Source organism: uncultured Cocleimonas sp. (assembly GCF_947495625.1).
GTDB lineage: Bacteria > Pseudomonadota > Gammaproteobacteria > Thiotrichales > Thiotrichaceae > Cocleimonas.
In genome coordinates, this window is sequence record NZ_CANLZW010000027.1 from 19,746 (window position 1) to 34,355 (window position 14,610).

14 protein-coding genes are annotated in these 14,610 nt (G+C 41.0%); 11 read left to right on the forward strand and 3 right to left on the reverse strand.

The annotated features are described in order from the left end of the window. Nucleotides 1-125: 125 nt before the first annotated feature. From glyQ to Q1A31_RS14790, 3 genes are all read left to right on the forward strand, one after another. Nucleotides 126-1,091, forward strand: coding sequence for a glycine--tRNA ligase subunit alpha (gene glyQ / locus Q1A31_RS14780; RefSeq protein ID WP_299878291.1), 966 nt, complete (start codon nt 126-128; stop codon nt 1,089-1,091). Continuing rightward, the gene (gene glyS, locus Q1A31_RS14785; RefSeq protein WP_299878294.1) at nt 1,091-3,160 is read left to right on the forward strand and encodes a glycine--tRNA ligase subunit beta; all 2,070 of its coding nucleotides are present in this window, start codon (nt 1,091-1,093) and stop codon (nt 3,158-3,160) included. The genes glyQ and glyS overlap by 1 nt, the downstream gene beginning before the upstream one ends. 850 nt (nt 3,161-4,010) lie before the next feature. Then, nucleotides 4,011-4,166: an entericidin A/B family lipoprotein gene (locus Q1A31_RS14790; protein ID WP_299878297.1), complete on the forward strand. Its 156-nt coding sequence runs from the start codon at nt 4,011-4,013 to the stop codon at nt 4,164-4,166. A gap of 96 nt (nt 4,167-4,262) precedes the next feature. Here the strand turns inward: Q1A31_RS14790 and Q1A31_RS14795 are convergent, their stop codons facing one another. After that, nucleotides 4,263-5,033: an enhanced serine sensitivity protein SseB C-terminal domain-containing protein gene (locus tag Q1A31_RS14795; RefSeq protein WP_299878300.1), complete on the reverse strand. Its 771-nt coding sequence runs from the start codon at nt 5,031-5,033 to the stop codon at nt 4,263-4,265. 399 nt (nt 5,034-5,432) lie between these two features. Here Q1A31_RS14795 and Q1A31_RS14800 point away from each other — a divergent pair, with 399 nt between their 5' ends. Continuing rightward, nucleotides 5,433-6,314 (forward strand): Dyp-type peroxidase, encoded by an 882-nt coding sequence (locus Q1A31_RS14800; protein ID WP_299878303.1) that lies wholly within the window; start codon nt 5,433-5,435, stop codon nt 6,312-6,314. A 117-nt stretch (nt 6,315-6,431) separates the two neighbouring features. On the opposite strand, the gene msrA is transcribed toward Q1A31_RS14800, so the two are convergent. Beyond that, nucleotides 6,432-6,926, reverse strand: a complete 495-nt coding sequence (gene msrA / locus Q1A31_RS14805) for a peptide-methionine (S)-S-oxide reductase MsrA (RefSeq protein WP_299878306.1) — start codon at nt 6,924-6,926, stop codon at nt 6,432-6,434. A gap of 349 nt (nt 6,927-7,275) precedes the next feature. On the opposite strand from msrA, the gene Q1A31_RS14810 reads away from it, so the two are divergent. The 7 genes from Q1A31_RS14810 to Q1A31_RS14840 all read left to right on the forward strand — a co-directional run bounded on the left by Q1A31_RS14810 (nt 7,276) and on the right by Q1A31_RS14840 (nt 11,763). Then, the gene (locus Q1A31_RS14810) at nt 7,276-7,650 is read left to right on the forward strand and encodes a DUF302 domain-containing protein (RefSeq protein ID WP_299878309.1); all 375 of its coding nucleotides are present in this window, start codon (nt 7,276-7,278) and stop codon (nt 7,648-7,650) included. Between the two features lie 36 nt (nt 7,651-7,686). Then, complete coding sequence (locus Q1A31_RS14815) at nt 7,687-8,040, forward strand: TraR/DksA C4-type zinc finger protein (RefSeq protein WP_299878312.1); 354 nt, start codon at nt 7,687-7,689, stop codon at nt 8,038-8,040. Nucleotides 8,041-8,169: 129 nt separating this feature from the next. Continuing rightward, the gene (locus tag Q1A31_RS14820; protein ID WP_299878315.1) at nt 8,170-8,778 is read left to right on the forward strand and encodes a rhodanese-like domain-containing protein; all 609 of its coding nucleotides are present in this window, start codon (nt 8,170-8,172) and stop codon (nt 8,776-8,778) included. Between the two features lie 141 nt (nt 8,779-8,919). Continuing rightward, nucleotides 8,920-9,411 carry a DUF302 domain-containing protein gene (locus tag Q1A31_RS14825; protein ID WP_299878318.1) on the forward strand — a complete coding sequence of 164 codons (492 nt, stop codon included), beginning with the start codon at nt 8,920-8,922 and terminating at the stop codon, nt 9,409-9,411. A gap of 157 nt (nt 9,412-9,568) precedes the next feature. After that, a complete protein-coding gene (locus Q1A31_RS14830) occupies nt 9,569-10,315 on the forward strand; it encodes a Crp/Fnr family transcriptional regulator (protein ID WP_299878321.1) in 747 nt (248 codons plus the stop codon). Between the two features lie 225 nt (nt 10,316-10,540). After that, a complete protein-coding gene (locus Q1A31_RS14835; RefSeq protein WP_299878324.1) occupies nt 10,541-10,954 on the forward strand; it encodes a phosphate-starvation-inducible protein PsiE in 414 nt (137 codons plus the stop codon). A 2-nt stretch (nt 10,955-10,956) separates the two neighbouring features. After that, nucleotides 10,957-11,763 (forward strand): Pycsar system effector family protein, encoded by an 807-nt coding sequence (locus tag Q1A31_RS14840; RefSeq protein ID WP_299878327.1) that lies wholly within the window; start codon nt 10,957-10,959, stop codon nt 11,761-11,763. Between the two features lie 167 nt (nt 11,764-11,930). On the opposite strand, the gene Q1A31_RS14845 is transcribed toward Q1A31_RS14840, so the two are convergent. Beyond that, the gene (locus Q1A31_RS14845) at nt 11,931-14,549 is read right to left on the reverse strand and encodes a heavy metal translocating P-type ATPase (protein WP_299878330.1); all 2,619 of its coding nucleotides are present in this window, start codon (nt 14,547-14,549) and stop codon (nt 11,931-11,933) included. Nucleotides 14,550-14,610 lie beyond the last annotated feature (61 nt).

Consider the following 14,610-nt stretch of genomic DNA (forward strand, 5'->3'; position numbering starts at 1 on the left):
GTGAAGGGCTGCGTTTAATCTATGAACCAATCAAATTACACTATGATTTGGTAGTGCAAGTCATCGCGCTATTACAGTATACTTTCCGCCTTTAAATAATCACTACTTATAGGCGTTCGTAGAACATGTCGCAGCAAAATATACAACAGTACGACACATCAACATTCCAAGGTTTAATTTTTGCCCTACAGGATTACTGGGCAAAGCAAGGCTGTGCGATTTTACAGCCTTACGATATGCCGATGGGTGCGGGCACTGATAACCCAAATACGTTTTTACGTGCGATTGGCCCTGAGCCATGGAATGCAGCGTTCGTTCAACCTTCGCGACGCCCTACTGATGGTCGCTATGGTGAAAACCCAAACCGCCTGCAACGCTATTACCAATTTCAGGTATTGATGAAGCCATCTCCACTAGAGATTCAGGATTTATATCTGGGTTCTTTAAAAGCATTAGGCTTCGATCCGCTAGAGCACGATATTCGTTTCGTTGAAGACAACTGGGAATCACCCACACTTGGCGCTTGGGGTTTAGGCTGGGAAGTTTGGCTAAATGGTATGGAGGTGACTCAGTTCACCTACTTCCAACAGCTCGGTGGTTTGGATTGTAAGCCAGTTACGGGCGAGATTGCTTACGGTTTAGAACGCCTTGCGATGTATTTGCAGGATGTTGAAGTGGTTTACGATTTGGTTTGGACGATCGATCCTGCTGGTAACAAAGTCACTTATGGTGATGTTTATCATCGTAATGAAGTTGAGCAATCAACCTACAACTTTGAAGTGGCAAATGTTGAAGAGTTATTCCATCACTTTGACGCGGCAGAAAAAGAAAGTCAGGTACTTATCGAAAAAGGATTGCCATTACCGGCATACGAACAAATGCTAACGGCTTCGCACGCGTTTAATCTACTGGATTCTCGTAATGCGATTTCGGTAACAGAGCGTCAGCGTTATATGCTGCGCGTTAGATCATTATCACGTGCTATTGCAGAAGCTTATTATGCGTCTCGTGAGGCATTAGGTTTCCCTCTGGTGAAAGACAAACCTGATTCAGATGCTGCAAACGATGTCGAACAAAAGGAGGGCGCGTAATGTCAGATACAGCAAATCTACTGATTGAAATCGGTACTGAAGAACTTCCTCCAAAAGCACTGAAAAAATTATCAGAAGCATTCACTTCTGGCGTAGTTGCTGGTCTAAAAGAAGCCTCTTTAGAAGCTAGCGAAGTAATTTCCTATGCTGCGCCTAGACGTCTAGCGGTATTACTAAAAAATATTCCGGTTAAACAGGAAGATCAATCGGTTGAACGCAAAGGCCCTGCGAAAAAAGCCGCATTCGATGCCGATGGCAACCCGACTAAAGCCGTTGAAGGTTTCGCACGATCTTGTGGCATCAGCCCACATGACCTAGAAGAGATTGAAACACCTAAAGGCATCTGGCTAGTATTCCGCCAAGATGTTGCGGGCAAAACAACCAGCGAATTAGTACCAGAAATCGTCAGTAAATCACTGGCTAAACTGCCTATTCCAAAGCGTATGCGTTGGGGTAGTAGTGATATCGAATTCGTTCGTCCGGTACACTGGATTGTGATGATGCTCGGTAGCGATGTTATCAACGGTGAAGTGCTTGGCATTCAATCAGGCAAGCAAACCTTCGGCCATCGTTTCCATCACCCTGAAGCTATTACGATTAATTCTGCCGAAAGCTACGCGCAACAGTTACACGATGAAGGTTATGTGATTGCGTCGTTCGAAGATCGTCGCGCTGAAGTGCGTAAACAAGCCGAAGAAAGTGCTCAAAAGTTGGGGGGTGTCGCGCATATTGAAGATGGATTACTCGACGAAGTCACGGCTTTGATCGAATTACCTATTGCAGTCAGCGGCAGCTTTGGCGAAGAGTTCTTGGAAGTGCCTCAGGAATGTTTGATCACCAGCATGCAAGATCATCAGAAATACTTCCCTGTGGTTGATAGTAACGGCACATTGATGCCTTACTTTATAACAACCAGTAATATCAAAAGCTCGAATCCAGCTGCGGTTAGTCAGGGTAATGAGCGTGTCATACGTCCCCGTTTTGCAGATGCTAAATTCTTCTGGGATCAGGACTTAAAAGTAAAACTTGAATCACGCAGAGATGCGACCAAGAAAATCGTGTTCCAGCAAAAATTGGGAACGCTTTATGAAAAAACCGATCGTGTCTCTAAACTTGCGGGCTATATCGCTGGAGAAATCGGTACTGATCAGCAACTAGCAATGCGCGCTGCTGAATTATCTAAATGTGATCTACTCAGCAATATGGTTCAGGAATTCGCTGAACTTCAAGGCATTATGGGCAGCTACTATGCAAAACACGATGGTGAAGATGCTGGCGTGGCTGCGGCAATGCAGGAGCAATACCAGCCCGGTTTCGCGGGAGATGTGATTCCAGCAGGCGAAGTCGGCAAAGTGCTGTCACTGGCCGATAGAACAGATACATTGATGGGTATATTCGCTATCGACATGAAGCCAACGGGCAGTAAAGATCCGTTCTCTTTACGTCGTGCGGCGTTGGGTTTGCTTAGAATCATTATCGAAGGTGATCTAAATCTAGACCTGAAATCGATGCTGACTGAAGCGGCTAAAGGCCTGTCGGATAAAGTCGATGCAACACTAGCAATTGACGATACCTTTGCCTTCATCATGGAGCGTTTGAAAGCGTATTATCAGGATCAGGGGATTAGCGCCGATACAGTAAACGCGGTTGCCAGCTTGAGCCCAAGTCATCCATTAGATTTTGATCAGCGCGTTAAAGCAGTTGCTGAATTTGCGAAAATGCCAGAATCAGAATCGTTGGCTGCGGCAAACAAACGTATCAGTAACATCTTGAAGAAAGTTGAAACAGAGATACCTGCTGAAGTCGATCAGTCATTACTCAACGAACCGCAGGAAAAGGCATTGTTTGATGCTATCAGCGCACAGCAAATGATCGTACAGCCATTATTTGCCAATGGTGATTACTCAGAAGCACTGTCATCGCTTGCGGTATTGCGCGAAGACGTCGATAACTTCTTCGACAACATTATGGTTATGGATGATAACGAAGCGCTAAAGAAAAACCGATTAGCGTTGTTATCGCAGTTACGTAATTTGTTTTTAGACGTTGCCGATCTGTCTAGACTTTAATTAGAGAAGAAATTTCTAACGCTGTTTTGAAGAATCTACATAAGTCATAATCATTACTTATGTAGATTCTGATTTATTCGGTCGATGATTTTTGACCGTTCATTTCAAATCGACACTTTATAGCCTAGATCGCACGCACTATCTTTTTGGTGTTGGCAAATTTCTGATTGAGTTGCTATGATTCTTCCAAGTTAAGATAATAATTAAAATTAAGACAGATACTCTACACCTCAGGATTACCTTGCTAAGTTAACTGAACTAGCGTCTTATAAATTAATTAAGTTTTTTTAAATATCTTACTGAAATGTTTGTCAGGTTTTGTACGTTTGGGGAAATGTATTTTGACTGGATGAACGCTTATGCAGAAAAACGCATAGGCCAAATAAAGTTGTACCCCTCTGCCGGGGAAAGCAGAGAGGTACGGGGTAGAGACTGGTAGTTATTTTATTTTTATTTATTAACTAAACTACTCTTCGCCTCAGGGGCTTGCTAAAAAATTCCATTCGAGCTTTATTAAGCTTCTTTGTTTTCTGTTTGAATTATTATTAATCCATTTTGTTATGCCTAATATAATGCAAACACAATGCCAACTTTTCAAAAAAACACCTAAGTAACTGTTTTAATTACAAACAATTAATTATAATTTGCGCGCAATATTATATTTTAGATGCCAAAGCACTGTCACATGCTGACAATTTAACGGCATAAATGTCACTAATGTCATGTTTAAACGTGTCACTTGAATCAAGTATCAGCATCGTAGGAAAACAATTAAAAAATAACGATTTGCAATTCATACCAAACTCATTTAAAACGCAGTTGTCTAAACGATAAACAGAGGGCCAAAAATATGAAGAAATTATTAGTAGTGACGCTTATCACAGCATTTAGTTTATTAACGTTAAATGCCTGTAGCACCATAGCCGGGGCTGGCAAAGATATTCAGGATGTAGGCGGAGCGATTACAGATAAAGCTGAGAAAGCCAAAAAGAAAGACAAAGAATAACGATTTAGCATTTATTTCACGCATAAAAAAAGCCCTTTTATAAAGGGCTTTTTTTATGCGTTTAAACTGGTCTTAGATTATTTATCGAATCAAAAATTAGTGCATAACTCTCGCTTCAGCCGTATAGAAAGGCACGATGTTCTCAACCATAAACTGACTGATATCTGGGTCATCCTGATCTACCACATAGAAGTCGACAGTCTCGTACATCATGTCATCTTCAAGTAATGATATTTTCTGGATAGCGGTATCGATGATTTTATCGAACTTACCTTTACCTTGAATACCCACCATTAAATGCTCTTTGTCATCGTCATCTGGAATTTGAATGGTTCCCAGGTAAGCAGCTTCCACTTCTTTTTGACGCGAGAAGTATTCTGTCAAAACACCTGTAAAGCTATCAGAGACATTCTCAGGCACTCCCAGTAGCACTTCTGTATGCTCATCCAGCGTCAATTCATTATTCTGCATTAGATCGGTATCCAGCAACACAGCGATATCTTCAGGATCAAACTCCATGCCAAATTCAGAATTAGGATTCAAAACCAAGGGTGCACCCATAGTTAACTGAAACAAATCAACCGTTGTTAATTCAAGATATGGCTCATCGGTGTCGATTGCCTGTTGCAACATCTGTAACGATGTAAAGAAGGGTACAACGGGGCTTTGGTCCGTTTCACGCTCCCAATGCTGGATGATGACGGCTTGTTCTTCTTCTAAAGTGAAGTTACCCGTGTCTTCCTCTTCTGGTTTACCCAAAACGAATATTTTAGATTCCATAAGTGCTTCGTAAAAAGCAGGAGCTTCATTATGATCTGCAGCTGCTTTATGTAATGCTTTTTCAAGATCGTTAGTTGGAAGTAACATCTATTTTCTCTTTTATTAGTAGTGTTTCAGTCAAAATTATACAGTTAAATAGCAAGAGTCAACCGATTCAAGATAAATGCTCAGAGCAATCTGATCATAGTCATGAGCGGGCTATTAATTGCATGCAAAGATTATTCTGTAGGGCATTTTGATAACTCTGCTTATTTATTATACACCCCCCTACTTTAAGTGACTTTTCATTTTGTTGTTTAAAATGAGCTAAGGAACTTATGCAGAGCTCAGTCACTTTTTTTAATCACAGTAACCGAAAGTAAATTTTTTATAAAGTTCTCTGTCATTACACTTCTCTTATTATCTATCTCTTATAAACAGTCGATCAGCACTGCTTTAATTTTTAGCTTTTGATATGATCTAGTTTTACGCATTATGGAGCAATGAATGACTTATCAAACTGGTATTATCGATGAAATCCCTCTACTTGCCCGTTATCAATACTATCGTTTGAAACCAGGCGCAAACGCCAAAGAGGTTTTACAAGAGCTTGCCGATATTGCGGTCGAAAAGAATATTGTCGTTGGTTTAGGCCAGTCATTAATTTTAGCCATCGATGCTGAAATTCCTAATATGAGAAAAATGCCTGAATTTAGCGGCAAGGGCATTGAAATCCCAACCACACCTCACGCTTTATGGTGCTGGATTCGTGGAGAAGATCGTGGTGATCTATTACACAAAGCCCGCTTGATAAGAAACACGCTGGCACCAGCTTTTGTACTCGATAAAGTAACCGATGCCTTTAGATACGATAAATTCCGTGATTTATCAGGCTATGAAGATGGCACTGAAAACCCACAAGGCGATGATGCACTGGCAGCAGCAATCTTAGAATCAGACCAAGCCAATTTAAACGGGTCGAGCTTTGTTGCGGTTCAACAATGGACACACGATCTGGATACATTTCAGGGGATGTCTCGTCTGCAGCAAGACCATACCTTCGGTAGAGATCAGGTCAGCAATGAAGAGCTTGATGACGCGCCAGAATCAGCACATGTAAAACGCACGGCACAGGAAGATTTCGAGCCAGAAGCATTTGTCATTAGACGTTCAATGCCGTGGGCTAATGAAACGGAAGAAGGCTTAGTATTCGTCGCTTTCGGAAAATCCTTCGATGCTTATGAAGCGTTGATGCACCGTATGATTGGCAATGACGACGGCATTATTGATGGATTATTTAGTTTCACCAGACCCGTCACTGGAAGTTATTTTTGGTGTCCACCAGTGACTGATGGAAAACTTGATTTAAGCGCTGTATTAAAAGACTAGACTTACCCTATTAAAGGTAAGTTTCCTAGTTAGACAAGTAGCTAGCCGAGGTTACCCAAGAGGCTAACTACTTGTCTAAATTACGCTGCGAAAAAAGAGCATCTAGCGATTAGAGGACTAGCTTGGTAATTTCCAATCTGGTCTGATCGCATGGCAAGTGTAGCCAGTCGGGTAACGCTCTAGATAATCCTGATGATCTGCTTCTGCCTCCCAGAAATCTCCCGCTGGCTTAAGTTCTGTAACAACCGTACCTGGCCATATTCCTGAGTTATTCACATCTGCAATAGTCTGTTCTGCCACCGCTTTTTGTTCATCGCTGGTGTAGTAAATGCCCGAACGATAGGATGTGCCACGATCATTACCTTGTTGATTTAAGGTCGATGGATCGTGAATCTGAAAGAAGAATTCCAATAGAGTGCGATAACTAATCACTTCGGGATCAAATTCAATTTCAATACCTTCTGCATGTGTTCCATGATTGCGGTAAGTCGCGTTCTCTACATCACCGCCGGTATAACCAACGCGTGTAGCGATAACACCTGGACGTTTACGGATAAGATCCTGCATTCCCCAAAAACACCCACCTGCTAGTATTGCTAATTCTGTACTCATGGTTCACTCCTGTTATTCTAGTCTGTTATTCCTAGTCTCTATTTCCAAGAAATGTTTCTAAGAAATAATAATATGGTTAAGTCACCCCCCTACTTATAGGCTATTTTTTCTATATCAATGACGCTGGGGGCTATTGATAATTACAAGCACATCATATCCAAATTAATAATCAACGCGTAATACAGTTGATACGCAGCTAGATTACAAAAAGATGAAATAAATTTGATAAACAATAGTGCTAATATAAAACACCTCTATAAAACGTTAAAAACATTTACACTAGTCTCATTTAGCTGAAATAAGACACTTCACTGTAATAAGATATTTAACTCATTCTGGATATATAACGATGAAAAAAACAACCATTAAACACAGCGTAGCAGAAGCTGCAGATCTCGTAGTAAACTCCTTAAAAGAAAAAGGTTTTACCATTTTTGCCGATATCGACCATCAAGCGAATGCTAAATCTGTTGATCTTGAAATGCCTGCATCACGAGCAATTATTTTCGGCAACCCACTGTCTGGTACAAAGCTGATGCAGACGGATATTATGATGAGTCTGGATTTGCCTTTACGGCTGGCGATCGTCGAGAACGAGGGTGAAACACAACTCATTCATCAAACTCTGGATGATTATACGCCGAATTATCAAGTCAAAGATCATCCGGTTCTGATAAAGATTAAAGGCTTATTCGCGACGCTTGCCGCTGAATTAAATGTGTAAGTATTATTATTTTGACTAAAAATATGACTAACTTATATGGCAATCGATAAAGCGACACGAACCTCGGATACAAAAATAGCGCTTGAGAAAAAACTGCTAGAGCAACAAGCCATTCTACAAACTGCACAAGCGGATGCGGATTTTATACGTCGTCCACATTGTAGAGATGCCGGCGAAATTGCCGAAGAAAGAGATCGCGCGGTGATTATCGATAATACCTTGCAACAAGCCCAGCAAAGTATCCGCCAGATTAAGATTGCTCTGGCTAAAATCGCAACCAATGAATATGGTTATTGCGATCGTTGCGGTGATGAGATTTCCCCGCAACGATTAAGTATTACCCCCGAAGTGGCGTTTTGCCTGGATTGTCAGGAAAAAAGCGATAACTGATCCATCTAAAATATAACAAAGTCACCCCCCTACTTTAAGTGACTTTTTTATTTGGTTGTTTAAAATGACCTAAGGAACTTATGCAGAGCTGGGGCTGTTTTTTTAAACTAACCAAGGTGTTGATATAGCATGCACAAATACTTTTTCATTTTATTATTGATCACCATTAGCATGCCTTCAGCCGCTTACGATAAAAGTAAACTCACAAAAAAATGGCAACACACACCTTATGATTTATATCTCAGTGCGAAAGAAGCTTATGAGATGAAAACCAGTAATCCTGAAGCGGTATTGTTGCTGGATGTCAGGAATGAAGCAGAAATACACTACACCGGAATCCCCGATACCGTTGATGCCAACATTCCCTACCGCTTCGATTCCAATCAATGGAAGATGAAGAAAAAAGGTAAATTTGGCACCTTTAAAATGCCTAAAAATAAACACTTTGTTGCCGCCATTAAAAATGTATTAAAGGCAAAAAACATGAGCACCGATCATCCCGTGATTATTATGTGTGCTTCGGGTAATCGTGCCCCATTTGCAGTGAAAGCATTGCATGAAGCTGGCTTCAAAGAAGTCTATTCTCAGGTTGAAGGCTTTGAAGGTATAAGAGCTAAAGATGGAAAAGATAAAGGAACACGCACCGTCAGTGGCTGGAAAGTCAGTGGACTGCCCTGGTCTTACGATCTTGTACCCCAGAAAATGTATTTCAATTTTGCGCCCGCTAAGACTAAATAAATCAGAATCACCCTAACAAACGACAAAGTAAGATAAATCTATCCCATAAAAGGATTGATAGAAAAACTAACCTAGATTAAGAACTGCCATTTTAGAGCTGTTAGGATCGATCACTTTATATAGCAACCATTGATTAATCTTATGTCAAAACTCTTAACCATCCTAATCTCTATGATTGTTGGAGCTGCACTTGCAGCATTCATCGGCGCTAAAATGTTGCCCGGATTCATGATTAAGGAAGTCCAAAGTCCTCTGGGTTTTGAAGCAAGTATTGAAAAAGTCATAGAAAACGCAAAGTCCATGGGATGGAAAGTCCCCAAGACCTGGAAGATTAACTTCCAAAAAAACCTACTTAAAGTCGTTAAAGTTGATGTTGGACCTAATCAGGTTATAGGCATGTGTGACCCTGATGCCGCCGCTAAAATTCTGGTTCATGATGAGCTTAAGCAACTCTCAGTGATGATGCCATGTAGCATTGCCTTTTATGAAAAAAGTGATGGAAAAACATATATTTCGATTATGAATATGACGATGCTGGGGACTTTATTTGGTGAAAAAATTAGTGGCATTACTTCAGAATTAGCGCCACAAATGGAAAAAATGGTGACCCTTGAACCGATAACCTCGAACTAAGCGTTTTTTGTAAAACACGCAAACAGACCATAAAAATTAAGTAATAAGACATACATCTATAGTGGTATTGCGCAAATTTCATTTGTTTAACTATACTCATTACTATAATAAGTTATAAACATAGATTAATTTTTGCGTTGCGAGCGCCTAAATAAAAATGAAATCGATAACCCAGAATTTACCTAAATGCCAGGATTGCGCGGTACGTAAGTCTGCATTATTTGGTGAACTGGAAACCGATCATTTAAACAAAGCTCGTGAATTGAGATCCCACCAAATTGTAATCCCCGCAGGCGAGCATCTCTATCACGAAGGTGATGAATCAGATAAAGCATTTACCATTTATTCCGGCTGGGTAAGTCTGTTCAAAAATCTTGAAGACGGTAATCGCCAGATTCTACGTTTCGCCTTACCCGGTGATTTTCTCTGTTACAAAATGGGCAAAAATAAAACACTGGACCACAGTGCTATTGCCTTATCAGAGGTCACGCTTTGTGCTTTCCCCATTGATCGTTTTCATACGGTCATTTCTGAATTACCCGAATTAGCTTTTGCCATCAGCGCGATGACTGAGCTGGTTACAGAGCGTTGCCATACTGTTTTAACCTCAATCGCCAGCCACACCGCCGAAGCCAAAGTGGCTTATTTATTGTTGAGCTTGTATTTAAGAGAGCGCGTTCTTAATAAAACTGAAGAAAAATGCGTGCAATTTCCTATCACTCAGGAAGATATTGGGGATGCCCTCGGCCTAACCTCAATTCACGTAAACCGTGTATTTCAAAGCTTGCGCAAACAAGGCCTGATTGAATGTAAAAGTAAATGCCTGTGGGTACCTGATAAGGCGAAACTAGCCGTAGTTGCGAAAGTCAGCTTGCCTGAACTTGAAAGACTAATGTGCAAATAGCTCGGGCAAAAACTAACATACGTTAAGTCACCCACGACCTCTTCAATCTATCATGCGAGACAGGATAAAGAAGGTAGGTCTTTATTCTATCCTCCTTAATACCCTTAAGCCATGATTTAACTCCTTGGTTTAAGGGTATTTTTTATCATTATATATCCTGTATTATTAGCTTTTGTAAAATTCAATACGCGTTGTTATCAATCCGGCAAGTAAAGGAAAACAGCCATGGATACGAATAAACAAGTACATTCTTTCTTACATTTTGTTGAGCAAGTCGGCTTATTCATCATACTCATTGCAACCATAATTGCAGTGGGTCAGGAAGTTATGGTGATGATCGACAAGATGAAAGTTGAACTCAAGGATCTGTTGTTATTATTTATCTATCTTGAAATTATAGCGATGGTTCAAATTTATTATGAAGAACACCGCTTACCCATTCGTTATCCTATTTATATCGCCATAGTCGCCCTAGCCCGATTCATAATTCTCGATTCTAAATCGTTTGAAATGTGGCACTTATTAGAAATAGGCCTGACTATATTAATACTCACAATTGCCGTGTATGTCGTTCGCTACGGTCATGTAAATTTACCTTATTCATCCAGCAAGTCAGATGATAAGAAAAAAAATGAATAATCATGACTGAATCAGATAAGACGAGCATGGTTGATAAGACAGTTACAACAGACAAAGTAGTAGCAACAGATACTACGAGTGAAGCTAAACCTAAGCTTAAAAAGAAATCCAAAAACAAAAAAACATCGGGTTCTGCCAAGGGTATAGAAACCATGTTCCGGAATGCCTATCGGGCACAGCTTGATATGCTTTCTTTGGCCGCTACCAAAGCTAATATTATGATTTCATTGAATGGTGTGATTGTATCTATTCTGATGGTTACGGGTGGATTCATTTACGCGAGCACACCCATTTTCTTACTGCCTGCGATCGTCTTTCTTATCACTTCGGCAATCTCAATTTACTTTGCTTTATCTGCCGCATCTCCAGCACCTGCGCCAGCACATACCCGCGTACTTTGTTGCTTTCGTGATGTTATTAAAGGAAAAGCCAAAATTAGAGATTTAAGAAACTACGTAAAGTTACCGGAAGCGCGTTTTAACAATCAGTCATCTAATATTTTGATCTTCGAAGACTTTGCCACTTTACCCAGAGAAACGTATCTCAAGCACATGTCTGATTTATTAAAAGACCCGGATGAAATCTATAGAAAGATGAGCGATCAATTATATCGTTTAGGCCTTGAGGCCAATACTAAATACGCCATGTTGCGTTATTCGTATTCGGTTTTTCGCTGGGGACTGATTCTTTCTATTTTACTTTTCTTGTCACTCAAAGTACTGCAATTCAAGTACCCTGATTCTATTGAAAGCGGCAGTTTTAGTGACATTCCCAAGAACTCATTGATATTGGATAAAAGCACTAAATAAAAAACCAAATCTAAGGTCACCCCCCTACTTTAAGTGACTTTTATGCGGCTGCGCCTTCCCTACGGGTAAGCATTAAACAGCAATGCTTTTGTCACGATAAATCTCGACTCATGTTGTTGTTTAAAGTGATCATAGGAATTTATGCAGAGCTAATGCTTTTTTTAAAACTATTTCAGTCTTAATGAATTTAACACTACCAATAACGAACTTAAAGACATACCAATTGCTGCCATCCATGGCGTAACGAATCCCATCACAGCTGCCGGAACGGCAATAATATTATAAGCAATCGCCCAGCCTAAATTTTGTAATATGATTTTACGTGTCTTTCTCATTAGCTTGAAAGCGGGTGCAAGTTGCTTAAACCCTTTCGACAGCAATATAAAATCACTGTGATTCTTTGCCAGATCGGTCGCATTTGAAAACGTCATAGAAACGTCTGTGGCAGCCAAAGTAGGCGCATCATTGATACCATCACCAAACATCATAATTTGGCAATCAGGAAAAAGCTGGCGCTGCTGTTGCAGCCATTCCAACTTATATTCAGGGCTTAGGTTTCCGTATGCTTCTGTAATACCCAGTTGCTCGGCAATCGCCTTAACACTTTGTTGATGATCACCGCTGATAATCGCTGTTTTTTTAATCCCTAACTTGATAGCTGATTGAAGAAATTCAGCAATTCCTTCTCTCAATGGATCAACAATTCTAAACACCGCTTGCAAGCCTTGTTCATTGCTCAAATACAGCACTGAATTGCCCTGGTTTCTCCATTGCTCAATATTATGTTTTAGCGCTTTATCCAGCGATGCTTCCTCAACCTTGGTGAAAGACATATTCCCTAAAAACCAATTTCCTGACGGACCATGTTTATCTGTCTCCAATTGATTGAATTCAGCTTTAACACCCGAGCCTGAAACGTGCTCAATATTGCCAGCGATATATGAATGACTGAAAGAAGACTTTTCACTGACCGCATGAATAATCGCCTTTCCAAAAGGATGATGAGAACCGTGCTCCATGGCTGCTGCGATACCGAGACACTCATCCGCTGATAGATCAGCCGTGGGAATAATTTCCTCCAACGTTGGTATACCAGAAGTCAGCGTTCCGGTTTTATCAAAAACCAGCGTATCGATATGACTCAGCTTTTCGATGGATGACATGCGCAACGGCAGCAAATGAAATTTACTCAAACCCGCAGCGCCCAGCGATAAAGAAACCGGTGCCGCAAGTGCCAAAGCGCAAGGACAGGTAACAATAAGTACCGCAATGGTATTGGCCAATGCATCGCCAGAACCTTTCGAGGCCCAAAATGCCCAGAAAATATAAGTCAGGACAGCGATGGTTATAATCACCGCTACAAACTTAGTCGCTACCTGCTCGGCAATATCCACATAATAAGGACGATGACTGACGCTCCTCTGGGTTAACTGATGGATTTCATTGATAGTTGATTCTGATCTGCCAGAGGTGACTTCAACCTCAATCACCTGATCGATATTGATCGATCCACCCATCAACAAATCGCCTTTGTGGTGAATGACGGGTTTTGATTCACCCGTTATTAATGATTCATCAAAGCTACTGCTTGAAGATTGCATAATGCCATCTACCGGCAAGGTTTCTCCGGGAGATATTTGTATAAGATCACCCGGATTAAGCTCAATGACTGGTATTTCTTCTACAGGTACCTCTGTTAAAGGTCCTTTAGTCACCCCCCCACTTTTATGAGGTTTTTTATTCTTTGTTAAGCAAGCCTCACCCTTCGAGCTGTCGTCGCTACGCTCCAACATTGACTCGGCTGCGCCTCGGCTAGCCAATAATATTGCTGTTTGGGGAATGATTTTGGCAGCGCGATCGAGTAATGCCGTCGCTGTAATTCGTGTTCTTAGTTCGATGTATCGAGCTATCAATAAAAAGATTACAAACATTGCGATGGATTCGAAATACACATCATCCTGCTGTTTGATGGTACTTAACAAACTGCCGAACCACGCTACCGATAAACCCAGAGCAACAGGAACATCCATGCCCAAGGTCTTGTTTTTTAAATCACGCCAGGCATTGAGAAAGAATAATTGCCCGGGATAAGCCAGCAGTAAGAAGGTGCTACAAACATTGACCCAGCGTGATATTTTTATCCATAGAGGAAATTCACCAGCGCTATCTGGACCGCCATAAAAATAGCCACCAATAGCGGATTGCATAACCCCCATACCCAGGATCAATGCAAAAATAATACGCTGCAAGCTGCGATGCTTTTGTTCTTCGTTAAGCGCTTCTCGCTGAGTCGGATCAAACGGGTGAGCGTGATAACCGATGTTTGTAATCGCCGTTAAAATATCGCTAAGTTTGACCTGTTCAGGATTCCATCTGACCCTGACTTGCTGGCCGGTATAATCCATCTGTACATCAATCACGCCGGTTAGCGCACGCAGGGTTCTTTCATTGAGCCAGAGACAAGCTGCACAGCGAATCTCTTCTAATATCAGCCACGCTTCTTTCCAGTTATCGGTTTTATTAGTAGAGACAAACTCGCGCTGAATTTCTTCGTTGTCATAAATTTTGAGTTTATCCAGTAGCTCCGGCAAGGCAGTATTATTTAACGAAGCCGCATTGCCTTCGCGGTGTTTATAGTAATCAGCATTACCCGACTCAACAATGACACGACAAACAGACAAGCAGCCATGACAACAAAACTCACGCTTTTCCCCTAAAACCTCGTAAAAGTGGGGGGGTGTCGTTTTAGTGGATAAACCACAATGGAAACAACTTTTATCTGGCATTTATCACTTCTATATTAGAGTTAATAAATCATAAACGAATAAACATAAAAAAGCCCTTCTA

Excerpts from the sequence above, each read along its gene's own strand:
- glyQ (WP_299878291.1), top strand. The coding sequence starts at position 126 with ATGTCGCAGCAAAATATACAACAGTACGACACATCAACATTCCAAGGT.
- glyS (WP_299878294.1), top strand. The coding sequence starts at position 1,091 with ATGTCAGATACAGCAAATCTACTGATTGAAATCGGTACTGAAGAACTT.
- Q1A31_RS14790 (WP_299878297.1), top strand. The coding sequence starts at position 4,011 with ATGAAGAAATTATTAGTAGTGACGCTTATCACAGCATTTAGTTTATTA.
- Q1A31_RS14795 (WP_299878300.1), bottom strand. The coding sequence starts at position 5,033 with ATGTTACTTCCAACTAACGATCTTGAAAAAGCATTACATAAAGCAGCT.
- Q1A31_RS14800 (WP_299878303.1), top strand. The coding sequence starts at position 5,433 with ATGACTTATCAAACTGGTATTATCGATGAAATCCCTCTACTTGCCCGT.
- msrA (WP_299878306.1), bottom strand. The coding sequence starts at position 6,926 with ATGAGTACAGAATTAGCAATACTAGCAGGTGGGTGTTTTTGGGGAATG.
- Q1A31_RS14810 (WP_299878309.1), top strand. The coding sequence starts at position 7,276 with ATGAAAAAAACAACCATTAAACACAGCGTAGCAGAAGCTGCAGATCTC.
- Q1A31_RS14815 (WP_299878312.1), top strand. The coding sequence starts at position 7,687 with ATGGCAATCGATAAAGCGACACGAACCTCGGATACAAAAATAGCGCTT.
- Q1A31_RS14820 (WP_299878315.1), top strand. The coding sequence starts at position 8,170 with ATGCACAAATACTTTTTCATTTTATTATTGATCACCATTAGCATGCCT.
- Q1A31_RS14825 (WP_299878318.1), top strand. The coding sequence starts at position 8,920 with ATGTCAAAACTCTTAACCATCCTAATCTCTATGATTGTTGGAGCTGCA.
- Q1A31_RS14830 (WP_299878321.1), top strand. The coding sequence starts at position 9,569 with ATGAAATCGATAACCCAGAATTTACCTAAATGCCAGGATTGCGCGGTA.
- Q1A31_RS14835 (WP_299878324.1), top strand. The coding sequence starts at position 10,541 with ATGGATACGAATAAACAAGTACATTCTTTCTTACATTTTGTTGAGCAA.
- Q1A31_RS14840 (WP_299878327.1), top strand. The coding sequence starts at position 10,957 with ATGACTGAATCAGATAAGACGAGCATGGTTGATAAGACAGTTACAACA.
- Q1A31_RS14845 (WP_299878330.1), bottom strand. The coding sequence starts at position 14,549 with ATGCCAGATAAAAGTTGTTTCCATTGTGGTTTATCCACTAAAACGACA.